23 protein-coding genes are annotated in these 23,025 nt (G+C 32.8%); 17 read left to right on the forward strand and 6 right to left on the reverse strand.

Going from position 1 to position 23,025, the window contains the following annotated elements; genetic code table 11:
• The first annotated feature begins 27 nt into the window (after nt 1-27).
• The 13 genes from QUF99_RS11295 (at nt 28) to QUF99_RS11355 (ending at nt 14,338) form a co-directional block, all read left to right on the forward strand.
• Nucleotides 28-657: an AAA family ATPase gene (locus QUF99_RS11295; protein WP_289370129.1), complete on the forward strand. Its 630-nt coding sequence runs from the start codon at nt 28-30 to the stop codon at nt 655-657.
• 223 nt (nt 658-880) lie between these two features.
• Nucleotides 881-1,540, forward strand: coding sequence for a sugar transferase (locus tag QUF99_RS11300; RefSeq protein ID WP_289370130.1), 660 nt, complete (start codon nt 881-883; stop codon nt 1,538-1,540).
• Nucleotides 1,541-1,548: 8 nt separating this feature from the next.
• A complete protein-coding gene (gene wecC, locus QUF99_RS11305) occupies nt 1,549-2,844 on the forward strand; it encodes a UDP-N-acetyl-D-mannosamine dehydrogenase (protein WP_289370131.1) in 1,296 nt (431 codons plus the stop codon).
• A 40-nt stretch (nt 2,845-2,884) separates the two neighbouring features.
• Nucleotides 2,885-4,798 (forward strand): alginate lyase family protein, encoded by a 1,914-nt coding sequence (locus tag QUF99_RS11310; RefSeq protein WP_289370132.1) that lies wholly within the window; start codon nt 2,885-2,887, stop codon nt 4,796-4,798.
• Complete coding sequence (locus tag QUF99_RS11315; protein ID WP_289370133.1) at nt 4,779-6,140, forward strand: phenylacetate--CoA ligase family protein; 1,362 nt, start codon at nt 4,779-4,781, stop codon at nt 6,138-6,140. The genes QUF99_RS11310 and QUF99_RS11315 overlap by 20 nt, the downstream gene beginning before the upstream one ends.
• 13 nt (nt 6,141-6,153) lie before the next feature.
• Nucleotides 6,154-7,236, forward strand: a complete 1,083-nt coding sequence (locus tag QUF99_RS11320) for a glycosyltransferase family 4 protein (protein WP_289370135.1) — start codon at nt 6,154-6,156, stop codon at nt 7,234-7,236.
• Nucleotides 7,237-7,240: 4 nt separating this feature from the next.
• Nucleotides 7,241-8,554 (forward strand): flippase, encoded by a 1,314-nt coding sequence (locus QUF99_RS11325; protein ID WP_289370136.1) that lies wholly within the window; start codon nt 7,241-7,243, stop codon nt 8,552-8,554.
• A complete protein-coding gene (locus QUF99_RS11330) occupies nt 8,547-9,803 on the forward strand; it encodes a hypothetical protein (protein ID WP_289370137.1) in 1,257 nt (418 codons plus the stop codon). Before QUF99_RS11325 ends, QUF99_RS11330 begins: the two co-directional genes overlap by 8 nt.
• Nucleotides 9,800-10,987, forward strand: coding sequence for a glycosyltransferase (locus tag QUF99_RS11335; RefSeq protein ID WP_289370139.1), 1,188 nt, complete (start codon nt 9,800-9,802; stop codon nt 10,985-10,987). The genes QUF99_RS11330 and QUF99_RS11335 overlap by 4 nt, the downstream gene beginning before the upstream one ends.
• Nucleotides 10,965-12,089 carry a glycosyltransferase gene (locus QUF99_RS11340; RefSeq protein ID WP_289370140.1) on the forward strand — a complete coding sequence of 375 codons (1,125 nt, stop codon included), beginning with the start codon at nt 10,965-10,967 and terminating at the stop codon, nt 12,087-12,089. The genes QUF99_RS11335 and QUF99_RS11340 overlap by 23 nt, the downstream gene beginning before the upstream one ends.
• Nucleotides 12,055-12,528, forward strand: coding sequence for a PssD/Cps14F family polysaccharide biosynthesis glycosyltransferase (pssD, locus tag QUF99_RS11345; protein WP_289370141.1), 474 nt, complete (start codon nt 12,055-12,057; stop codon nt 12,526-12,528). The genes QUF99_RS11340 and pssD overlap by 35 nt, the downstream gene beginning before the upstream one ends.
• Nucleotides 12,525-13,004, forward strand: coding sequence for a PssE/Cps14G family polysaccharide biosynthesis glycosyltransferase (pssE, locus tag QUF99_RS11350; protein ID WP_289370142.1), 480 nt, complete (start codon nt 12,525-12,527; stop codon nt 13,002-13,004). The genes pssD and pssE overlap by 4 nt, the downstream gene beginning before the upstream one ends.
• 14 nt (nt 13,005-13,018) lie before the next feature.
• Entirely contained in the window at nt 13,019-14,338 is a 1,320-nt protein-coding gene (locus QUF99_RS11355) for a UDP-glucose dehydrogenase family protein (RefSeq protein ID WP_289370143.1), read from the forward strand.
• A gap of 73 nt (nt 14,339-14,411) precedes the next feature.
• Here the strand turns inward: QUF99_RS11355 and QUF99_RS11360 are convergent, their stop codons facing one another.
• Nucleotides 14,412-15,578 (reverse strand): hypothetical protein, encoded by a 1,167-nt coding sequence (locus QUF99_RS11360; protein ID WP_289370144.1) that lies wholly within the window; start codon nt 15,576-15,578, stop codon nt 14,412-14,414.
• A gap of 109 nt (nt 15,579-15,687) precedes the next feature.
• Between QUF99_RS11360 and QUF99_RS11365 the strand changes: the two genes are divergently transcribed.
• On the forward strand, nt 15,688-16,896 hold the full coding sequence (locus QUF99_RS11365; protein ID WP_289370145.1) for a hypothetical protein: 1,209 nt from the start codon (nt 15,688-15,690) through the stop codon (nt 16,894-16,896).
• 91 nt (nt 16,897-16,987) lie between these two features.
• Here QUF99_RS11365 and QUF99_RS11370 read toward each other — a convergent pair whose 3' ends face one another.
• Nucleotides 16,988-17,353, reverse strand: a complete 366-nt coding sequence (locus tag QUF99_RS11370) for a winged helix-turn-helix transcriptional regulator (RefSeq protein WP_289370146.1) — start codon at nt 17,351-17,353, stop codon at nt 16,988-16,990.
• 170 nt (nt 17,354-17,523) lie between these two features.
• Between QUF99_RS11370 and QUF99_RS11375 the strand changes: the two genes are divergently transcribed.
• Together QUF99_RS11375 and QUF99_RS11380 are read left to right on the forward strand one after the other, a co-directional pair.
• Nucleotides 17,524-18,153, forward strand: a complete 630-nt coding sequence (locus tag QUF99_RS11375) for a hypothetical protein (protein WP_289370148.1) — start codon at nt 17,524-17,526, stop codon at nt 18,151-18,153.
• A 475-nt stretch (nt 18,154-18,628) separates the two neighbouring features.
• Nucleotides 18,629-19,483 carry a GNAT family N-acetyltransferase gene (locus tag QUF99_RS11380; protein WP_289370149.1) on the forward strand — a complete coding sequence of 285 codons (855 nt, stop codon included), beginning with the start codon at nt 18,629-18,631 and terminating at the stop codon, nt 19,481-19,483.
• Between the two features lie 55 nt (nt 19,484-19,538).
• Here the strand turns inward: QUF99_RS11380 and QUF99_RS11385 are convergent, their stop codons facing one another.
• On the reverse strand, nt 19,539-20,099 hold the full coding sequence (locus QUF99_RS11385) for an isochorismatase family protein (RefSeq protein ID WP_289370151.1): 561 nt from the start codon (nt 20,097-20,099) through the stop codon (nt 19,539-19,541).
• Between the two features lie 349 nt (nt 20,100-20,448).
• On the opposite strand from QUF99_RS11385, the gene QUF99_RS11390 reads away from it, so the two are divergent.
• Nucleotides 20,449-20,709: a DUF6123 family protein gene (locus QUF99_RS11390; RefSeq protein WP_289370152.1), complete on the forward strand. Its 261-nt coding sequence runs from the start codon at nt 20,449-20,451 to the stop codon at nt 20,707-20,709.
• A gap of 2 nt (nt 20,710-20,711) precedes the next feature.
• Here QUF99_RS11390 and QUF99_RS11395 read toward each other — a convergent pair whose 3' ends face one another.
• Genes QUF99_RS11395 through QUF99_RS11405 form a run of 3 tightly spaced genes read right to left on the reverse strand, consistent with a single transcriptional unit; the run spans nt 20,712 to nt 22,906 of the window.
• Nucleotides 20,712-21,617: a DMT family transporter gene (locus QUF99_RS11395; RefSeq protein ID WP_289370153.1), complete on the reverse strand. Its 906-nt coding sequence runs from the start codon at nt 21,615-21,617 to the stop codon at nt 20,712-20,714.
• A 13-nt stretch (nt 21,618-21,630) separates the two neighbouring features.
• A complete protein-coding gene (locus QUF99_RS11400; RefSeq protein WP_289370154.1) occupies nt 21,631-22,017 on the reverse strand; it encodes a reverse transcriptase-like protein in 387 nt (128 codons plus the stop codon).
• A 16-nt stretch (nt 22,018-22,033) separates the two neighbouring features.
• Nucleotides 22,034-22,906: an aldose 1-epimerase family protein gene (locus tag QUF99_RS11405; RefSeq protein ID WP_289370155.1), complete on the reverse strand. Its 873-nt coding sequence runs from the start codon at nt 22,904-22,906 to the stop codon at nt 22,034-22,036.
• Nucleotides 22,907-23,025: the final 119 nt, after the last annotated feature.

Here is a 23,025-nt window from a genome sequence, read left to right on the forward strand (position 1 = left end):
TAACTTTATAACAGGTAGGTGGTTCACATGTATAAATTTTTTCGGTGGAGAAATAAAGATAGAAGAGTGGAGGAAGGGGTTACAAGTTACCGAAAAGCAAAATTGAAACTAGAAATATTGAATATAAAAAAAGGAATGAAAACATTTGTTATTACTGCACCTGAAAAAGAAAATGGGGTTTATACATTTACATGTATGATAGCAAAAATATTTGCAGAAGAAGGGAAAAAGGTATTAGTAATTGATACAGATTATGAAGGTGCAAATATCCACCACCATTTGCAATTAGAAAAACGACCGAGTGATGATTCTATGCTTGATAATAGGATATCTCCTCTTATCTACAAGTCACACTTAAAAAATTTATACGTAGTACCGGCAAAAGTTCTTTACTCTGAATATTCCGAAAAAGAAAATTGTATAGATTCATTAAAATTATTATTTGAAAACAGTCATAAAGAGTTTGATATTGTCTTGATCAATGCTATGAGATTCAATGAAAATGCAACGACACAATTGTTATCCAGCTTATGTGATGGTGTTATTTTTATGATTCAAAAAGAGTATACAAGAAAATCAAAGCTTTATGAAACACGCAGTATTGCTGAAGGGCTTTCCGTTCGTGTAATTGGATTTGCAATGAACAATACTCGTTAGAAAAAAGTATGTATATAATATTTTATGATTTAGGTAATATCTCCTCACCTATATCAATGGAGGTACTCGGCTATGCTGTGGGTAATTTTATTACCTTAGATGCTTGTCATCAATAGTATAGTGTGAGGATGGGTTAGATGCCTAAATGTAAGCAAATTCATGCTAGTTTTTTGTGGAGGTATAAGGTCATGAGAATATTTACTAATGTAAGGACCGCCAAAGAATGAACTCAAATCAAGAGATGCCTATGAAAAAAATGTTGTACATGCAACCGAGGAAACGGTATGTGATCGGTAAACGATGCATGGATATTATAGGGGCGTTATTTGGACTTATTTTATTAGCACCATTACTCGTTTTGGTAAGCATCTTCATTAAATTAAGTGATAGAAAAAGTAGTTTAATTTTTAAGCAAGAAAGGGTTGGAAAAGAAGAACGTATATTTTATATATATAAATTTAGAACAATGGTATACGATGCGGAAGAACAACTACAAGCATTATTACCACATAATGAAGTAAGTGGAGCGATGTTTAAAATAAAAAATGACCCTCGTGTTACTAAATTTGGTCGGATATTACGTAAGACTAGTATTGATGAGCTACCTCAGCTATGGAATGTATTAAAAGGAGAAATGAGTTTAGTAGGACCAAGACCACCACTAGTAAGAGAAGTAAAAGAATATACAGAATACGAAAAACAAAGATTATTAGTTATACCAGGGTGTACAGGAATATGGCAAATAAGTGGTAGAAATCAGTTGTCATTTCAAGAAATGGTGGAATTAGATTTGATGTATATACAGAATCGAACAATCATGTATGATATAAAAATTATTATTAAAACCATTCGATATTTATTTAAAAATAATGGAGCATATTAATGTAGGGGATGAATGAAATGAAAACATGTGTAGTTGGATTAGGATATATTGGTCTTCCCATTGCTAGCTTATTAGCATCACAAGGCTATCAAGTCCACGGTGTTGATATTGATGAAGAAGTAGTTCGAACCATTCGAAATGGAGATACACATATTATTGAACGTGACTTAGATTGTATAGTGAAAGAAGCTGTACAAAATGGAACATTAACGGTTTCAACTAAACCTATACAAGCAGACGTATTTATTATTTCTGTTCCTACACCTATTACCAAATACTATGAACCGGACGTGAGCTATGTTAAAAATGCAGTTGATTCTATTATACCAGTTCTAAAAGAAGGAGATCTTGTTATTATCGAATCAACATGTCCAGTTGGAACAACAGAGATGGTTGCAGATGTAATTGAACAAAAAAGGCTTGATATAACAGTTCAGGGTAGTAATAAAGGAAACGAAAAGAGTAAGATTTATGTAGCTTATTGTCCTGAACGCGTACTTCCGGGACGTATATTACAGGAACTAAAGATGAATGATCGAGTAGTTGGAGGTATGAATGAAGATTCTACTAAGAAAGCAAAAGATTTCTATAAAGGATTTGTAAAAGGAAATCTATTAGAAACAAATGCAAGAACAGCTGAGATGGTTAAATTGACAGAGAACTCTTTTAGGGATGTAAATATTGCATTTGCAAATGAACTGTCTATTATTTGTGATCAATTACAAATTGATGTTTGGGAATTAATTTCCCTAGCAAATCACCATCCAAGGGTCAATATTTTACAACCAGGGCCAGGGGTAGGCGGGCATTGTATTGCAGTAGATCCTTGGTTTATAGTCAATTCTGCACCAGAACAATCGAAACTGATTTATACGGCACGTATTGTGAATGATAATAAAATGTATCATGTGGTGCAAAAAATAAGAGAGCAAGCAGTAAAATTTAGTACGCCAACAATTGCTTGTTTTGGATTGTCATTTAAAGCAAATATAGATGATTTACGAGAAAGTCCAGCCATGAAAATTGTTGAACAATTAATAGAGTTTGAGGATAAAGAAGAATTATTGGTTGTTGAGCCGTATATATCAGCACTACCATCTAACTTTCAAGCAGGAGGAATTCGTTTAACGTCAATTGATGAAGCACTTGAAAAAGCAGAAATTATTGTGTTTTTAGTTGATCATGACAAGTTTAAGTCTATTAATCAAAAGCTATTGATAAACAAGACAGTGATAGATACGAGAGGAATGATTAAATATAGTGCAAGAAAACAGCATCTTACACAAATGGAATACAATTCCTAAAAAGAAGTTTTTTCAAAAATCGTTTAGGAAATCTATAACGATGTGTAAAGATATGATTCGCAGAAGGTGGATATCTCGTTATCCTATTACAGCTTCTTATATCGACTTTTCTACGTTTCAATCAGATTGGTGTTTTTTCTTTACGGAGGATGAGAAAGAACAGTTTATGATGCAGTTAAGTAACGTACAATTACAAGAAATTCAAAAGGATGCTGACAGAATATGCCAACACTTGTTTCAAATATTGGGTTCAGGAATGTGCGATGTAGGAGAGAAACTTCCTTGGCATATTGATTTTAAAGTGGGATACGAATGGAAATCACAGTATTACAAAAAGATAAAGAAAATTGATTTATATAATGATGCTGATGTGAAAATACCGTGGGAGCTTTCGCGTTGCTATCATTTTTTTACGCTAGGAAAAGCATATTGGATTACACAAAATCAACAATATATAGAAGAATTTATAAATCAAGTTGAAGATTGGATCGAAAGTAATCCAGTAGAAATGTCGGTAAATTGGACTTGTTCAATGGAGGTTGCAATTCGAGCAATAAATTGGATGAGTGCATATATGTTCTTTGAAAAATCTCCGCTTATAACAAATGAATTTAAAAAAGGTTTCTTTCAATCTCTTTATTTGCATGGAGTATTTATTTATAAAAACCTTGAAAATAAAGGAGAGTATCGGGCAAATCATTATTTGACAAATATAGTGGGGCTCATTTGGTTAGGAATTTTTTTTCGAGGTTTAAAAATAACAAAATCTAGTTCTTACCAACCGAATGTATGGTTAGCTTTTTCACTCAAAGAATTAGAAAAAGAATGGGAGAACCAAGTGAATGTAGATGGGACAAATTTTGAATCTTCTACCTCCTATCATCGCTTAGTAACCGAAATGTTATTGTCAACAACAATTTTGTGTAAGAAAAATGGAATAGAACTATCAATGAAATATAGTATTGTATTAGAGAAGATGTGTGAATTCATAAAGGATATAACGAAAAAAAATGGATTATCACCGATTATAGGCGATGCAGATGATGGACGATTACTCATTTTATCTCAATATGGAAATGAAGATAAACGAGATTTTCGCCATGTTTTAGCAATTGCAGGTGAGTTTTTTAATCGGGATGATTTTCGGGCTTATGCAACTGGCCATGAAGAAAATGCTTTGTGGATATGTGGTTCTTTTAAAACTATAGAAAGAAAAAACGAATATACTTCTAAAGCATATCCCAATGGTGGGTATTACTTGTTGAAAAATAAGGAAGTTTACTGTGTTGTTCGTTGTGGAGAACTTTCTGTTCGTGGAAGAGGTGTTCATAGCCACAACGATATGTTGAGTATTGAATTAAACGTGTCAGGAGAAGATTTTTTTATAGATTCAGGAACATACGTATATACTGCAGATTATAAAATGAGAAATTTGTTTAGAAGCACAAATATGCATAATACGATTCAGGTGAATGAAGAGGAGCAAAATGATATACGTGAAACCTTGTTATTTTCATTGCCAGAACAGACTTTTGCAAAATGCTCTTTGTTTACAAAACAGCATTTTATAGGAACACATAGAGGATTTAGTGATCTTATACACGAGCGAGATATAAAGCTACAAGAGAATAAAATATGGATAAAAGATTCTTTTTTTGATAAACAAACAACGAGTGGGAAAATTTGTGAATATACATCAAACTTTGTTTTAGATGATGATGTAACAATTGACATAATGAAAACGGGGTGTAGATTAAACAAAAAAGGTCTACAACTTTATGTGGAAGTTTTGCATGGAGAGTTGTTTGTAGAAGATTGTATGATTAGTAAGAGTTATGGTACAAAAGTTAAAAGTAAAAAATTAGTGATAAAGGGAAAAAATCAAAATACATCATGTAACATAGGGGTGCTAAAAAAAAGGAGCAGCGATAAGAATGAAGAGGTTCGTTTCTAATACATTGCGACATATGTATTATAAAATACCTGATTATATAAGATGCGGGAAATTATACCGAGATATGTATATGTTTTTGGAAGAATCACAGTGGTGGGATAAGAAACAGCAAGAAGAGTACCAAATGCTAAAGCTTCAAGAATTGTTACAATATGCCTATGAAATGGTTCCGTACTACAAGCGGATTTTTAATGAACGAGATCTTGCCCCTAGGGATATTCAATGTATGAATGATTTGAAATTAATCCCTTACTTAACCAAAGAAATTATTCGAGAACATTTAGAAGAATTTATTTCTATTCAGTATAAAAAGAAAAAGATTCAATATGTAACAACAGGTGGATCAACGGGTGTACCGTTTGGTTTTTATCGACACGATAGAACAGAATTGACAAAAGAATGGGCGTTTGTTACCCACATTTGGGGAAGGGCTGGTTATAACATACGTAAGGAAAATCGACGAGTGATTCTGATGGGACAAAGTGTTACAACAGGAGCGAAATGGTTTGAATATCGGAAACGTCATTTGTTTTTATCTTCTTCACAATTGAATGCTCAAAATATAGAGGCATATTTCAAAAAGATTGAATCATTTCAACCAGATTTTATTCAAGGATACACATCTTCTCTTTTTCTTTTAGCTCGGTATATGATAGAACATGGATTACAACTTCCTTCCTTCCATTTAAAAGCAATTTTATGTGTATCAGAAAATATTTTACCGGAACAAAGAGCCATCATTGAAGCTGCTTTTAATAAGAAAATACTATCATTTTATGGTCATACTGAGCATGCTGTAATTGCTGGAGAATGTGAGAATAGTACAATGTACCATTTTGAAAGCCAGTATGGAATTGTAGAGTTTGCAAATGGTAATCAATTAGTGAATCAAGAAGACGAAGTTGGAGAAATAATTGCAACTGGTTTTCATAATCCTGTTATGCCTTTTATTCGTTACCGAACAAAAGATTTAGCAGTATGTACAAATAAAACATGTTCATGCGGAAGGAACCATGTACTAGCAAAAAGGATTTTAGGAAGGGAGCAAGAAGTTGTTATAACCAAGACGGGAAGTAAAGTAATTTTGACAGGAGCTTATAAAGTGATTTTTTCATTGCAGGAACAAATTGAATTGGCTCAATTTTATCAAGATCGACCAGGTGTTGTTATATTGAAAATTGTGAAGAAAAATACGTATAGAATCGAGAATGAGCATTTAGTCTTAAGGGAGTTATATAAAAAATTTGGAGATAGCGTGGATATTCATATTGTGTATGTGGATGATATTGAAAGAACACAGAGAGGAAAGCAATTGTTTCATATTCAAAAGTTAAAAGTGTAGGAAAGGAGAATGTATGCGTATTGTTATGGTTGCACCATACCCACCCCCAGTTGGTGGAGTATCTGTTCATGTAAAGAGAATGAAACAATATTTGGAGGGAAATGGATATACGTGTGCAGTTTATAATGAAGCGAAACGGGATGATATTGCGGAGCAAGTGTATAAGATAGAACGATATATTGAATTTGTTTGGCAAATTCCGTTTTTAAAAGGGGATATTCTACATTTTCATTCACCGGATATACGAGTAAGAATGTTGTTAGGATTTTATAAAATATTTAGAAAAAAAATTATTTTAACAGTTCATGGAGAAAGTTTATACTTTCAACTGAAAAACGCAGGGAGAATAAAAAGATTTTTTTTAATCAATAGTTTACGTCGTATAGATAAGGTTATTTGTGTAAATGAAAGGAATACACAAGAGTTGTTGACATTAGGGTTTCAAAAACAAAATGTAATGACACTTCCTGCTTACGTACATCCGATTGAAACACAATATGATGAGAGAGGGATTTCTAATGAAGCATGGGATTTTATCAATAAAAGTTCCTTTTTAATTTGTGCAAATGGATGTGTACGTACTTCGAATGAAAAAGATATATATGGTTTTGATTTATTAATCCACCTCTTGAAACGAATTCATTCAAACGATATACAAGCAAGCCTCTTTATAGCTGTTTTAGATGTGGGTGGACAAAATGATAGTGAGAAAGCATATTATGAGAGTTTGAAAGATCAAGTCAGTGCATACCATTTGAATGACTATGTATATTTTTATGAGGTGAAAGATACCGAATTTTATCCTATTCTCAAAAATAGTCATCTATTTATTCGTCCTACATTAATGGATGGTTTTGGAGTATCAATTGCGGAAGCTATTTATTTTGGTGTTCCAGCAATTGCAAGTGATGTTTGCAAAAGACCTGAAGGAACCATTGTGTTTCCCTCTCAAAATATGAATGCTTTAGAAGCTAAAACACTAGATGTTATACAACATTATTCTACTTATAAAGAAAAACTATCGCAATATAAATCACTAGACTATGCAGAAAGGTTATGTGATGTATATAAGCAAATTGTTTCTTTAGAGGAGTAACAACATGAAACAAGTGAACGGCGTAATTGTGAAAATGAGATTAGATATATATATGCTTTGGAAGAAAATCATTGAAGTAGGTTTTTTTCATTTGTTATCTGCTAATGTGTTTATTCAGTTAGCAGGTTTTAGTGGACAGATTTTTTTAACAAGATGGTTAACTGTTGAAGAAATTGGAAGAATCAAAGTTCTACAGTCATTTACAGCAATATTTGTATTGTTAGCTACCGTGGGAATGAATACGGCAATTTTACAGAAATGTGCAGAACAACAAGAAGAATGGAAGAGATGGTACTTTTTAGTAGGGATAAAGATTAGTTTATGTAGTGCCCTTTTCCTCACAAGTATTGTATTTATTTTAGCGGATGTGCAACTTATTTCAAAGGATCGTTTAATTAATGAAGCGATGAAAATGTATTGTTTATTAATCCCTTCTATGGTTATTAACGGAATATTAGTTGTGTACTGGCAGGCACAAAAAAAGGTGAAACTTCTTTCAAAAGTTCAAATCTTTACTAAAATGCTTGTATTAACGATGAGTATAATAGCAGCACTTTTTTTTCATTTTCAAGGCTATATTATCAGTCTTGTACTATCAAATTGTATAACAGTTCTCTTTTGTTTATATCTAGTACGGGTGGATTTGAAAGATTTTTTTAAGGTGAAAATGGAATGGATTTATGTACGAGGACTTTTGAGAATGGGCTTATTTGCGTGCTTAACAAATTTATTAGGACAATTACTGTCGACAATTAACATTATTATGCTGAGTTATATGACGGATGCTAGAACTGAAATTGGATATTATAGTGTAGCACAGCTAATCATTGGCGCTATGATGATGATTCCTCAGTCATTTAACGGAATTATGATTCCATATATTTCTGAAAAATCAAAAGACATAAATGTAATACAAAGAATTGTAAATACGTATCGAAAAAGAATGTTTCTATTAATGACGGTAATGATAGTTTTTGTTGGCTGCATTGTACCGTTTTGTATTCCCTTTGTATTTGGTGAAACATACCGTTCCTCTGTCTCTTATTTTTATTTATTATTAGCAGGTCTATATTTCTGGAGTTTATATTCTCCAAAAGGGATTACGATGATGAGTATAGGGAAAATAGAAGGGAATTTTTATACGGGAATTGTCGCTGTTATTATGAATGTAATTTTGAATTATATTTTTATCAAAGAGTATGGAGTATTAGGAGCTGCCTGTGCCAATGCGGTTACATACTTCTTTACTATTTTTGTAAATCATTTCTTTTATCAAAGGATGATTAAAAAGGTAACAAGGGGTTTAAAGTATGGATAAAACGGTGTATTCGTTACAAAATATGCAATATCAAAGGTTCATTACGATTCATTACAGCGTTTGTTTTTTTTTATCACTGTTTGTATTGAATGAGACGATTCGGTCTACGATTCAAAGTACATTTACATCATTTAACTTGTTATTTTTGATTATAAGTATTGCTTGTATTCTATTCTATTTTATTAAGCAACGTATATTGGTAGGTTTATTTTATCTAGCTTCTTTTGCTTCAATGATTGTAATGATTAACAGTATTTTCTTTCTTCATTATGATAGTCGCCAATTGATTTTAACAATTGCATCTGTATTGATCCCATTATATTTAGTGAGCATTCAGCTAACAAAAGATGAAGCGTTGCATACCCTTGGAAGATTTTTGTTTTTTTTTAATATATTAATGATTGCTTTGTTTTGTTTTGGCTTAGTGGATTATGTGACGAACCGTTATCTACAGTTGGGAATGGCAAGTACCATATTTGTAGGGAAAGATTTAAGTAGTCTTATATACAATGAAAATTTATCAAATATTTATCGATTGTACTCTTTCATGGGACATCCATTAACGAATGCAAAGTATTTTTTGTGTTTTTTTATACTAAATTTCATTTATAGTTCGAAAAAAAAGACATTACTCCCCCCCTATCTTATCATTCTTATTACAGCGATTGGCTTACTATTAAGCGGAAGTAAAACAGCGCTGTTTTTATTTTTATTTTTGTTGTTATTCGTGTATCAAACAAAATATCGACTTCTCTATTATATAGGGATAGTAGTATTATTATTTTTTTTATCTCAATCCAGTTTATTTCAAGACAATCTATTACAGCGCTTTACGATGGGAATTGAAAATAATGATGTTTCTTCTGGACGTAATGACTTAATAGAACAACTTCTCAAAGAAGGGAAAGAACTGCCAAACATATTATTTGGAAAAGGTGAGAATTATTCCCGAATTGTCGCACAAAGTTTTCATGATGATACGCAAAATTTTGAATACCCATTGTTAATGCTTTCATATGATTATGGGTTAGTAGCAGTAGGGATAATTTATTTTTTATGTTTTTTATATCCAGCGTATCTTTTACTAAAAAAGAAGGAATACCGTATATTATGTTATTTTCTAATCTGGTCTCTCATGATTAATTCATATAATGCAATGGCAAATTTGGGAAATGATACATTTGCTCAAGTTTGTTTTATTACCTTAATAATTCAAAGTTTAGTGAATGATGGGAGAGAAGAAATATGAAAAAATTGCTGGTTGTTGCGTACTATTTTCCACCTTATGGATCAGTAGGGGGAGTAAGAATGACAAAGCTTGTTAAATATTTTCATAGGTTAGGATGGGAATTAACAGTTGTAACAGTGAGTGAAGAATATTATGAAAAAAATGAAATAGATTACAACAAATTCGTAGATATTCCTGAAGCTGTACAGGTAATACGTACAAAAAGGTGGGCTGCATTTACGTCTTTTCAAGAAGAAGGGCTGTATTGGGCATTCCCGCTGTATAAGGAATTAAAGAAACAGGTAACGACTACAAAGTTTGATTATATTTTATACACAGGAGGCCCATATTTTCATTGGATTATTGCTCCAGTTTTAAAAAAGAAAATGAGAATTCCATATATTTTAGATTTTCGAGATCCATGGTTATTAACCCCGTATAATCAATCTGCAATAAGAAGAAGAGTTGCAAGCAAAATTGAACCAAACGTTATTAAAGAAGCAAGCTTTATTTTAAATGTTACTGAAGATGCAACGAATATGTATAAAAAGCAGTATTGCAATGAAAAAGACAATAAGTTTATTACAATTCCAAATGGCTATGATCCAGAAGACTTTACAAATGTTATTGAAAAAAGTAGTAATGTTGAAGGGATTAAGATTGTATATACAGGGAAATTTGGGACATTTCGAAATCCGTTCCCTCTATTCCATGCAATTCAAAAATATAATGAAGGCCATGAGGAGAAGATAAATTTTATTCATGTTGGTAAACAAGAAAAAGTAATTCAAGAGTTTATAGAGAACAAACCAACTATGAGAAAGTACATACATGAAACTGGTTTTCTGCCATATAAAGAAGCGTTGCAATATGTTAAAGGAGCTGATTATACAGTTCTTATTTCGGGTGGACATCCATATGAACCAACTACGAAGGTATATGACTATATGGCATTGCATAAACATATTTTATGTATAAATGATATTCGTTATGGTTATTTGCATAATTTATTATTCGATCAACCATTCTCTTCTGTAGTAAATAATGATGAAACGGAGATTTATGAAGCACTTATGTACTTAAATAAACGAAGAGAAGCTGATACGAAGTATATAGACACGGACCAATTCAATCGGAAGAATATTTATGAGAATTTGAATGACATATTAAAGGAGATTTGTCATGAAGATATTGCTCATATCTAATATGTATCCAAGTGCAGATTATCCTGCTTATGGAATATTTGTGAAAAAAACGGCGGATCTATTGGTAGAGGAAGGAATGGAATTAGAGCCCATTGTTATGTATAAACAAACAGCTTTGTTAAAAAAAGCACTGGCTTATGTATACCACTATATAAAAATCATGTGGAAATTATTGTTTTATTCCTACGATATTATATATGTACATTATGCATCACACAATGCCTTGCCAATTTTGCTGATAAAATTATTGAAAAGAAAAATTAAAGTTTATACGAATGTTCATGGAAGTGACGTCATTCCTGAGACGAGTATACAACGACTATTACAGCCATTTGTACATCTATTACTAAAACATTCCGCTTTTATTATTGTACCATCTGTATATTTTCAAAATATTATTAGAGAGAAATATAAGATAGCCACTCCAATTGGAGTTTTTCCATCTGGTGGCATTAACAGAGAAATATTTTATCCTGCAGAAGCGAAATTTTCTACCCTACACTTGTCGCCGCAATATCGCTATATTGGTTATGTCGGTAGAATCGATTATGAAAAGGGGTGGGATGATTTAATTTATTCCTTTTCAGTTTTAAAAAAGGATGATGCTATTCCCTTTGTGAAATTAATCATGGTGGGAAATGGGAAAAATAAAAAAGAGTTACAGAAACAAATTCAATCATTGGCTTTACAAGATGATGTTATTTTATTTGATTTTGTCTCTCATGAAACACTGTGTCTTTTATATAATATATTCGAAGTTTTTGTGTTTCCAACGAGGAGAATCGGAGAGAGTTTAGGATTGGTGGGATTAGAAGCAATGAGTTGTGGGTTGCCGGTTATTGGTTCTGAAATTGGTGGTTTAACAAGTTATATTTTAGATAAAGAAAATGGATTGTTTTTTCAGCCTGGGGATCGAGAAGATCTAATAGAAAAGCTACATGACTTCCTTTTGTATTCAGAGGAAAAAAAAGAATACATGCGAAAAAAAGCAATTGAAACAGTAGCACCATACGAACAGCATAGAATAAAAGAGGTGTTTATTAAGTTCTTTTATAAAGGAGTATGTTATGAGGAAACGAGAAATGAAAATTTGTCTCACTAGTTCGTCGGGAGGTCATTTATCACAAATTTTTCAGCTCATACCAATCGTTAAGGAGTATTCATATTTTTTTATAACGGAAAAAAATATGACAACGGCGTCTTTACGACAACAACATAAAGTTTATTATTTACAACAACAAGAGAGGAAAAATCTCTTTTTTTTATTTGTTTTTTTACGAAATATATGGTTGTCACTGCTGTATGTATGGAAAGAAAAACCTAGTGTTGTCATTTCAACAGGTGCTGGTGCGACGTTTCCTGTTTGTTTATTTGGAAAATTAATGGGCGCTCAAATTATATTTATTGAAAGCTTTGCAAAAGTACATTCACCAACGATTACAGGGAGAATGGTTTATCCCTTAGCTGATCGTTTTTATATTCAGTCACAAGGGCTAAAAAAATTTTACCCGAAAGCAGAATATAAGGGGGGCATATATTGATATTCATTACTGTTGGAACACAAAAGTTTGCATTTAATCGATTGATTCAAGCGTTAGATGAATTAGCTCTCAAAAGGAAAGTTTCAGAAGAGATGTTTGCACAAATTGGATATTCAACATATATACCTACGCATATCGGGGTGAAAAAGATGCTAACACCAAAAGAATTTTCGGCATATATGGAACGTGCCAGCATTGTGATTACGCATGGTGGTACGAGTTCAATTATTCAAGCGTTGAAACAGAAAAAGAAAGTCATTGTTGTACCAAGAAGAAAGAAATATAAAGAACATGTTGATGATCATCAAGTTGAAATTGCTCAAATGTTCTCTGAATCTGGTATGGTGGAAATTTTAAAAGATGTTTCCAATTTGTTAGATCAATTGCAAGTAGTAAAACAAAAAGAATATAAACCTTATATCGAGCGGGAGTCTGGTTTAGTGCAGGATTTGGCACTTTACTTAGAGCGAATATAGAGAGGAAGATAGAGATGGAAATTGTCTTATTTGGTTGTGGATATGTTGGATTGACAACAGCTATATGTTTAGCAGAATTAGGACATCAAGTTACTTGTATAGATGTTGATGCACAAAAAATAAATATGTTAAAACAAGGAGAATCTCCTCTATATGAGCCAGGAATTGATATATATATAAAGCAACATACACTTGCTGGAAATCTGTTTTTTGCGAATGAAATAGGGACAAGTATTCAAGGGGCGGATTTTATTTTTATAGCAGTAGGAACTCCGCAAAGAGATGATGGATCAGCTGATTTGACAAATGTTTTTGAAGTGAGTCAGCTGATTGCTGAGTGTGTTGTGAAAGATGTCATAGTAGTTGTGAAAAGTACGGTTCCAGTTGGGACAAATGATACTATAAAAAAGGTAATCAGTGAAAAGAAAAGAAGTAACGCCGGTATCCAAATTGCTTCAAATCCAGAATTTTTACGAGAAGGAAGTGCTTTACATGATACATTTCAAGGAGAAAGAATTATAATCGGAGCAAGCGAAGAAGATGTATTTAAAAAAATGGAGACGTTATATAAACCCTTACATATTCCTATTGTAAAAACGGATATAAAAAGCGCGGAAATGATTAAATACGCATCAAATGCATTTTTAGCTACTAAGATTAGTTTTATTAATGAAATGGCGAATTTATGTGAAAAAGTAGGAGCGGATATTGAACAAGTAGCATATGGAATGGGGTTAGATAAACGTATTGGAAATGCATTTTTAAAAGCTGGAATTGGATATGGAGGGTCTTGTTTTCCAAAGGATACAAATGCATTGATGCAGATAGCAGGAAATGTACAATATCCATTTCAACTTTTAGCGTCAGTTATAGCTGTTAATCATGAGCAAAAAAGGAAATTCATTAATAAACTACAAACACTTTATGGTGATATAGTAGGAAAGCGAATTGCGGTTTTAGGGTTAGCTTTTAAGCCGAATACTGACGATATTCGAGAAGCACCAGCCATTTCCATTATTGAAGAACTATTCAAGTTTGGAGCACAAGTAATAGCGTATGATCCGGTTGCAATACAAAATGCTAAAAAAGTATTACCGAACGAGGTGAGTTTTGTTAGTGAAATAGATCAAGCGATTACAGATGCTGATTGTGTATGTATTTTGACGGAATGGGATGAAATTAAGAACTATCCATTAATTAATTTTCAAAAGTTAATGAAAGAAGCGATTATCTTTGATGGACGGAATTGTTTTACACTAGAGGAAATAGAAAAGTATGAGATACAGTATCATTCGATTGGGCGAAGACAAGTTATACATGATTTTGTGAAATAGTGAAAAGAGGAGCAGCCTCTTGTTTTGTATAGGCGTATTGCTTTATACAAGCAAGAGGCTTATTTGGAACATATTAATTTTTTAGGATAACATCCCATAAAGTCTGATCGTATTGATATCCTTCTATATTTGCCTCAATCGTGTTAGAGAGATGAGTTTTTCCGTTGGAATAACTCATATAGCCTTGTTGTAATTTATATAATAAATCTTTTGTACCAACTTGTATAAGAGCTTCGATAGACTGATTTTGTTGATTAACATCCCAATACCCTAATAACTTCAAATTAGTTAATGTTGGAACGGTATTCATCCAGCTTTCATAGGAATAAAATGCATCGCTTCGTTTTCCTTGTGCATCAGTAGCATTAAATTCTTTGAGCATACCGGATTGTCCCACAACAGGAGAAGACCCTTTGATAAGGTATGCTCTCCCATTAGCTCCTGTGTTTGTTACGATTTCACTGTACGTAAATTGGGATACTGTATGAAAGAGAGAAATAGAGTTGGACAATGGAATTCCTTGATAAGAAAATGAATGTTTTATACCAGCTCCATAACCACCATAGCGGTCATAACCACCGCTCTCCATTAAAGATTTTGATGTCTTTATCCACGTATTGTAAATATTTGCGAATCCTAATTGCTGAAACATATTCATATAGGTTGTATAGTCAAAGTTTTGCAGGAAACGATTTACAGTATCTGCACCAAAATAGTAGGAAGCTGCAATCATGACATTTACATATCCATTGCGGTAATTGGGATTATAAGACTTTTTAAAATTTCCTAGTTGATTTAAACCGGTATAAAAATCATTGTTATCATCGTATGACCAGTGTCCAGCAATAGTAAAGGCTCTCATAAGCCAATCAATCTTTTGGATTTCTAGTGGGGAGAGTTCTTTCCAAATAGCAGGAATATGTTTTGTAAGTAAAAATGTTTGTGCAATAATATTGTGAGTGCGACCATCAAGTCCGCCGTTTGCATTCGGTTCTTTGCCTGAACTAATCACACTTTTAATATGTTGGAGGACTCGTGTTTTTACAGTTATATTTTTAGGTGTTTTATATTCAGGATTATAGAAGCAACAAAGAGTTAAAAAGTAAAAAGCTTTTGCACGTTTTACAATAATGCTGCTTGTATCTGTATAGTGAGGAGAAATCACTGCAAGTAATGATTCAGATAAAGCTTGATCAACTAAAGAGGTGGGGAAGGGGAAAAATGAGGAGAGATTATTCATTATATAAAAACCACTCTTTCTTTTATAAATCTATTAATCTATTAATATGTATTAAGTATGCAAAGAGTGTGGACAAGAGTGGGGTTTTGATTGATAAGGAGGAGTTTATTTGCTGAGGAAAACGGTATGGTTTATAGGTGCCCTTTTTTTAGGTATAGTAGCTTTCTTATATGTATATGAACAGAAAAATAAAAATAGTGAACGCATCGTTAATGAAGAGAAGATATTATGTGTTGCAATGGAGGAACCACTGCTTGCATTTGAAGGAAGGCGAGATATTAAAGCTGTATATGTGAAACAAGCAAAAGCATTTTATTTTTTATCATTATTTTCGTATGAAAATCAGGGGAGAGTAGAGGTAAGAGAAAGGATTTTAGAACATGTACGTAGTCTTATAAGTGGTGGAAAGGAACCAAATGCAAATGGTGGACTTGATGGTAGGACACATAACATAGTTGCCCAAGCTCTTGTGTTGGTGAAGCATAATGAGATGATATGGGAAGAATTAAATAGAGAAGAGAGAGAGAAAGTAGATTGGATTATGCGCTCTTTAGCAATTGCTTCTCATTGGTCGTATGATGACGATAATAATTTTTATACAGGCTTAGATCAGCGAGGAAATTTTAAAAAATCGTATAATCCAAATTACAAAAATGGTTATGGAAATACAATAGTGGCTGTTACGATGTATTTTGGTGTGAAGAGGACTAAAGCTATTTTTTCGGAGTTTTCTTACCATTACTACATGGAACAGTTCAAGAAATATCAATATAAAAATATTATAAATACGTGGTCTCAAGCTGGAAGTCATATAATGGAACAAGGTGGAAGAGATCGAAAAGGTGGCTACGGTGCAGGTGTGAAAAATAGTTTCATATTTGAGGGAACAGAGATTGACAATGTAATGGGGATTTTTAGAAAAGTGACGTTTGATACATATAACAAGAACGTAAAAAATAGTGGAGCGGATGGGAAAGCATACATAGTAAAAGGGCGTTCTCCTTCTGAAGGAGAGATGGGAATGATTGCTGAATTTGATTCCAATGATGCAAAAGGAAAACGGAGTGACGCATTTTATTCTTATGAAAGCTGGATGAATACAATTCCGACAATGCTGAATTTAAAACTATTCAATTATTGGGAGGATAAAGATGGAGAAATCGAAAAGCGAATTGATGTAGGAACAAAGGATTTACTTTATAAATTAGAGAAGGGGTATAAGGGATTTGCGAATGGAGAATCTTACGTGATAACAGAGTCGGATGTAAATAAAGAAGGGTTTTTATACGATCAATTCATTTGGAAATATTGGATGTAAAAAAATAAGATGCATTATTTTTAAAATATGTTATAAGAAAAGTGGCTCCTGAAAAGGAATCGCTTTTCTTATAGGGAAAATATGAAAATAGTTATTCTTTTTGTAATTGTTGAATTCGTTTTTCGCCCCAATCGTACATCATTTGTAAAATAGGTTGTAAACTCTCACCTAGTTCTGTTAAAGAATATTCTACTTTAGGTGGGATTTCTGGATAAATTTTTCGTGAAATAACACCGTCATCTTCTAGTTCACGTAATTGTTTTGTTAATACTTTATGCGTAATTTTCGGGAATAAATGTTGTATGGCACTAAAACGCATCGGGCCATTTATGCCTAAACGATACAAAATAACAATTTTCCATTTCCCACTTATAATGGATAAGGTTAATTCTTTTGCACAATTAAATTCTTTATGCTGTATTTTATATAATATTTCATCACGTAAGTCTTGTTCCATACGATTCACCTTCCATTCAGTATCCTTGAGGATACTATCTATCAAAAAAGTGCATTCTTCTCGTACTGTAAAACTATATTTATAATAAAAGCTGTAAGGAAGAAGTGTTCACTCAATTCTATCTTACCACAATTGGATTAGGGAGCGACTTTATAGAGGAGGAATTGAAAATGAAAAAAATAGGGGAAATGACAAAAAATTTTGTTAGTAATTATCTTGCAGAGCAACCATTTACAATGAAAAATCGTTACACATATAGTTTGCCTCTTTATAGCGTTGGAATTATGATGATGGAATTGATGGAAAATGATTACTTACAAATAAACAAAAATAACAACATTCAATTTACGAATAAAGGAGAAGTAAATCATACTTATTTTAATAAGCTTATGTTAATTATAAAAAACAATGAAAATCGTACATTTATAGAATGGATTCTTTATTTTGCAGCAGAGAGAAAGAAAATAGATGAGCTGTTTATGGCTGTATTGAAAGAGATGAAAGAAGAAGGAGTAATTCAGTATCAAGCAAAAAAGGTACTTTCTTGTATTCCTTACCAAAAAATAGTCTTGTACGTGAGCGGAACAAACTCATTTGTTGATTATATACAAAAAGATTTGTTATTTAAAAAAGGAAATGAAATTGAAAAGACGGTAGTGTTATGGAAATATTGTTATGCAGCTTATACAAATGAATCAGAAGTATTATCTTTAAAAAAAGAGCATAGGATCCGTCATTTTGCACAAAAGTTACAAGAAGGAGTGCTTGGTGGGGCTCACAAAAATGTTTTGTTTGTGTAAATGCACTTTCATTCATTTATCAGAATGGCTGAATATTTTTACTTTGAGAAGCATGTAGGACAAATGATTATAAAGGAAACAAACAGGGATTACAGGTTTGTTTCCTTTTTTGCATTTACAATTAAATACTTATTTCCATTCAATCCCTTGTAAATGAGCAAGCAAATTGCTATGGATACGTAGTAAAGAGTGAATATCTTCTTCTGGCATTTTTTTTTAATACTGTTGCCATCGCTCGATATGATGATGGGTTTTCGATAGACTTTTTTGTGCCTTCATTTAATTTTTGACTAGTCATGGCGTCTCCTTCTTTCAAAAAAACAGTTCAATAATAAACTAATTTCATATGGAATCAATGTGTTTTGACGTAATATGAATTTGTTGTGAAATACTAAATGTTATAATATTTAGTAAATTTATCCATCTAGATAATCGCGTAAGGACTTTACTCTTAAAAAAGAAATGGAGAATATATATGGTAATCAGGGTAGAAAAACTAGTAAAAAAAGATATATCATATCTAGTTGCTTTATCTGAATCAATTGGATGGGATTATAATATGGAAGAAATCCAAACCATTTTTCATTCAGGTGTTGTCTATGGAGGAAAGAATGAGCAAGGTGAGATCATCGCAAGTGCAGCTATTATTTTATATGGAGAACAATTAGTAGCTATTGGTATGGTTATTGTACATCCTAGTTATAAAGGAAGAGGAATTGGAAGAAGAATGACGGAGGTGTGTATACGAAATGTTTCAGAACATACGCCAATTATGCTCATTGCAACAGAAGAAGGGAAGCCTTTATATGAAAAAATAGGTTTTCAAGTTGTGAGTCATGTTTCAAAATACATATGTGATAAGTATGTAACTCCTATGGAATATTATAGGAATGAACATCTTATTTTTGTAGATTATGATGAAGAAGACATACACGGAATCGTAAAATTAGATGAGGATGCCTTTGGTGTAAATAGAAGCAGGTTTATAAAGAAAAGAGTGGAACAGTGTGAACAATGTGTAGTTGTAAAAGACAAAGAAAATCATATTGTCGCGTATGGAATGAGTATAGAAACACCTACAAATAGAATAGTAGGACCGATTGTTGCATCAAATGATCAACTGGCAGCTACAATTATTCATCATTTAGCAAAAGATTATGAAGGTCACCTAAGAATCGATGTTCCAGCAGGAAAAGAAAGCTTTATGCCTAATTTAGAAATATGTGGTTTCAAAAAGGTGAATGAACCACCCATTATGATGAAGAATGATAATCAATTTTTGAAACGGAATGGGGAACTGTATGGAATTGCTGCGCAAATTTTTGGTTAAAACAAAAGATTCCTTTTTGAGAAAGGAATCTTTTTACGTTATACATGAAATTGCGTCATTCACGATATTGGTCATGAGTGGGTTGAAATAGATCTTCCTCGACATCTCTAACGATGGAAAAATGATCGACATTATAATGACCATGCAGTGTTTCGTTATGGTGTTCGATGATTTGCTTTGCAGATAAAATTGTAGAATCGGTCGTTGAATGCCCATCTTTTATTAAAGTGACATCAAATCCTTGTACTGTTGCTGTTCTAACGGCAGTATCAATACAATGTTCGGTTTTACAGCCTCCTATAACAAGATGGCCAATTTCTTTTTCTATTAAAATAGCATGTAAAGAAGTGTTATAAAATGAATTGGTTGCCTCTTTATCGATAACTAGTGCTGTAGATGGTATTTTAATTTCTTCGTGTATTTGAAATCCCTTCCCTATACCGGAAGCAACATCAGTATCCCTTACAAAAATAATGAGAGTATCTGATTGAAGTGCTTTTTTGATTGCTACATTAATTGTCTTTAACAATTGATCTTTCTGAAACACTTCTGTTTCTTTCTCATTTCCGTCAATAAGTTCTTGTTGGGCGTCAATAATTAGCAAAGCTTGTTTCATTGTTTTGCTCCTTTGTATTGAAATATATTTTTCTCTTTTTTATTTATTTCTCTAAGTTGTGGAAGAATCCTTTTTACACGAGCCATATAAAAAAAGGAAATGATTTATTACCCCTAACATTGTGTGATATCTTACATATAACTAAGGTGGAGATTGTAGGTGGAAATTAGTGCATTACCTAATCAAACAGGAGTGAGAATCCAATCACTTTGTATCTATTTACTATAAATAAATTATATTATAATGATTAATGAAAAAATAAACAGTTGTCAAAGAAAATGCATTCTCATCATGTTAAAAAACATGTATTATAGAGAGTGGAGAATTTTTGAAACTAGGTGGGAACATCATGCAAACAGTACAAGATTATCTAGCATTCTTACATACAAAAGGATTTAAATTATCAGAGGAAGCACATGGATTTATTATGTTCGGTCAAGGTTATACAGGTGCATCTGATGGAATTGTAAACGCGGCGATTGAAGCGACAATCAAGCATCAATTACAGTTTGATGGTAGTTACTTTGTTGCCTTGTTAGAGCGATTGAACGAAGAGAAAATTACCGATAAAAAAAGCGCAAAGGCTTTTATGCGGAAGTTACATGCTTAACTTCAGGCAGCCTGCGCTTCTTTTTTTGCTTTTGAAGGAAGTTCAACAAAAATCATACCTATGAAAATACAAAGACAACCAATTATTGCTGAAATGGAAAGTTGTTCGTTTGCGACAAGAACGCCTGTTAATGCGGCAAATACGGGCTCCATTGCAAAAATAATCGCAACTCGTGTCGGAGATGTATGCTTTTGTGCAGATGTTTGAATGAAAAAAGCCAGAGATGTTGCAAATAATGATGTTAAGAATAATGCGAATAGAAAAGAATGATTCATCCATAAATCAATCGAAAATAATTTCTCCCAATCTTCAAACAAAAGGGCGCAAATGCTAGAAAAAATGCCAACTGCTAACACTTGTGATGTGCTTAATAATAAGGGAGATACTTTTTTAGAAAAGAACCCATTTATGAGAATGTGTGCTGCAAAGGCAACAGCGCAGCCAAGAACGAGCAAATCCCCGATATTGAATTGAAAGGAATCTCCGGCAGTTAATAAATACAATCCCATTGTTGCGGCGATAATGCCAAGTACAATAAACGGTGTGGCCCGTTGTTTTAAAAAGATAAACGATAAGATTGGTACCATAACGATACTTAATCCAGTTAAAAATCCGGCTTTAGAAGAAGTTGTATAGAGTAATCCAAATGTTTGTAGTAAATACCCAACAAATAAGAAAAATCCGACAATCATTCCGGCAACACCACTATATTGCACTTGTTTTCGTGGTGTTTTTTTCACGAAAATGAGCTGAATAATTAATAAAATGACCCCAGCGAATAAAAAACGTATCCCATTAAACGTAAATGGCCCAACAAACGACATGGCATTTTGAACGACAACAAACGTAGCTCCCCAAATAAAGGAAACGAATAATAAGGAAAGAGGAGCAATCCACTCTTTTTTCACGATACGACCCCCATTAGTTTTGTAAAATGGCTTTTCGTGCTAATTCATCGGCAACTTTATTTTGAATACTTGGAATCCATTTTATAAAGAAAAGATCAAATTTTTCTATGTACTGCAATGCTTCTTGTAAAAGTGGTGCGTACAGTTGGTTTTTTGCATATTTATTTTCCACAGCACGTTCGACGAGCTGTGAATCTGTTCGGAAAGATACAATGCTATAATTATGTTCTGTGCAATATTTTAATGCAGCTAATAGGGCATGATATTCTGCTTCGTGATTAGACATCGTTCCAAGTGGAAGCGATAATTGCACGGGTGGTTGTACACCTTTAATAAAAATCCCAGCGCCAGAAGGGCCAGGATTTCCTTTCGATGCACCATCAATATATACTTCAATCAAACTGAAAACCTCCAAGTTATCCGATTGTAATACTGTAACGGCACGTAAATGTTTTATTCGCTTGTAAGGATTGAACTCCTTTTTTCTTTTTGAAATCTTTTGCTGGCTCTAATTCATCGGCAATTCCATACCAAGGTTCAATGCATAAGAAGGGAGCATCATTTCCTGGTGTCCATACACCAACGAATGGAAATCCTTCAAATGCTACTTTTACAAATTTATCATGTTTATGAGAACGAATGAAAATTTCATTTTTATTCATATTTTCAAAAATAAGAGCATCATTTTTGAATAAATCATATGTAAGTGGTAATTCTGTTGTACTTTCAGCAATTAGCTGCTTCTCTTTTGAAAGAAATGGTCCTTCTAACACGCTTGTTTCTAATCGTTCTAGGCTACTAAAAGATAAATGGTAGTCTGTAAATGCTTCACCTTCTAGTAAAGGACAGTTAAAACCTGGATGTGCGCCAATTGAAAAGTACATCTCAGTTGAGGAAGAATTGATTACTTCGTAAGTGACATGTACATCTTGCTCGTTTATTTCGTAAGAAACAAGTAATTCAAATGTGAACGGATATTTTTGTAAAGTTTCTTCATTACTGGTTACAGCATATGTAATCTTTGTTTCACTCTGTTCTTTTACTGAAAATGTTAGGTCACGAGCGAAACCGTGTTGTGTTAATGAATATGGCTTACCATCCACATAGTATGTATTGTCTACTAATCTGCCGACAATCGGAAATAAGATGGGGGCACGGCGTCCCCAATGTTTTGGGTCTCCTTGCCACATATATTCTGTGTTATCTTCTTTTAAGCGAACGCTCTGTAACTCTGCACCTTTTTCAGAGATGGAAACGATCACTTTATCATTTTGAATCGTTGCTGTCATGAAAATAAACCTCCTAAATCTTTCATATTCTTCATTATACGTTGTCTAAAAGAAAAAGGGTAGAGATGAAGGTGCGGTTGTCTAAAAGAAATCTACAGCAAAAATTGCGGCTTAATATA

This window comes from Bacillus sp. DX4.1, assembly GCF_030348195.1.
Lineage (GTDB): Bacteria > Bacillota > Bacilli > Bacillales > Bacillaceae_G > Bacillus_A.

Excerpts from the sequence above, each read along its gene's own strand:
- QUF99_RS11295 (WP_289370129.1), top strand. The coding sequence starts at position 28 with ATGTATAAATTTTTTCGGTGGAGAAATAAAGATAGAAGAGTGGAGGAA.
- QUF99_RS11300 (WP_289370130.1), top strand. The coding sequence starts at position 881 with ATGAACTCAAATCAAGAGATGCCTATGAAAAAAATGTTGTACATGCAA.
- QUF99_RS11335 (WP_289370139.1), top strand. The coding sequence starts at position 9,800 with ATGAAAAAATTGCTGGTTGTTGCGTACTATTTTCCACCTTATGGATCA.
- QUF99_RS11405 (WP_289370155.1), bottom strand. The coding sequence starts at position 22,906 with ATGACAGCAACGATTCAAAATGATAAAGTGATCGTTTCCATCTCTGAA.
- QUF99_RS11385 (WP_289370151.1), bottom strand. The coding sequence starts at position 20,099 with ATGAAACAAGCTTTGCTAATTATTGACGCCCAACAAGAACTTATTGAC.
- QUF99_RS11370 (WP_289370146.1), bottom strand. The coding sequence starts at position 17,353 with ATGGAACAAGACTTACGTGATGAAATATTATATAAAATACAGCATAAA.
- QUF99_RS11320 (WP_289370135.1), top strand. The coding sequence starts at position 6,154 with ATGCGTATTGTTATGGTTGCACCATACCCACCCCCAGTTGGTGGAGTA.
- QUF99_RS11325 (WP_289370136.1), top strand. The coding sequence starts at position 7,241 with ATGAAACAAGTGAACGGCGTAATTGTGAAAATGAGATTAGATATATAT.
- pssD (WP_289370141.1), top strand. The coding sequence starts at position 12,055 with ATGAGGAAACGAGAAATGAAAATTTGTCTCACTAGTTCGTCGGGAGGT.
- QUF99_RS11390 (WP_289370152.1), top strand. The coding sequence starts at position 20,449 with ATGCAAACAGTACAAGATTATCTAGCATTCTTACATACAAAAGGATTT.
- QUF99_RS11315 (WP_289370133.1), top strand. The coding sequence starts at position 4,779 with ATGAAGAGGTTCGTTTCTAATACATTGCGACATATGTATTATAAAATA.
- QUF99_RS11330 (WP_289370137.1), top strand. The coding sequence starts at position 8,547 with ATGGATAAAACGGTGTATTCGTTACAAAATATGCAATATCAAAGGTTC.
- QUF99_RS11310 (WP_289370132.1), top strand. The coding sequence starts at position 2,885 with ATGTGTAAAGATATGATTCGCAGAAGGTGGATATCTCGTTATCCTATT.
- QUF99_RS11360 (WP_289370144.1), bottom strand. The coding sequence starts at position 15,578 with ATGAATAATCTCTCCTCATTTTTCCCCTTCCCCACCTCTTTAGTTGAT.
- QUF99_RS11355 (WP_289370143.1), top strand. The coding sequence starts at position 13,019 with ATGGAAATTGTCTTATTTGGTTGTGGATATGTTGGATTGACAACAGCT.
- QUF99_RS11375 (WP_289370148.1), top strand. The coding sequence starts at position 17,524 with ATGAAAAAAATAGGGGAAATGACAAAAAATTTTGTTAGTAATTATCTT.
- QUF99_RS11380 (WP_289370149.1), top strand. The coding sequence starts at position 18,629 with ATGGTAATCAGGGTAGAAAAACTAGTAAAAAAAGATATATCATATCTA.
- QUF99_RS11340 (WP_289370140.1), top strand. The coding sequence starts at position 10,965 with ATGAAGATATTGCTCATATCTAATATGTATCCAAGTGCAGATTATCCT.
- wecC (WP_289370131.1), top strand. The coding sequence starts at position 1,549 with ATGAATGAAATGAAAACATGTGTAGTTGGATTAGGATATATTGGTCTT.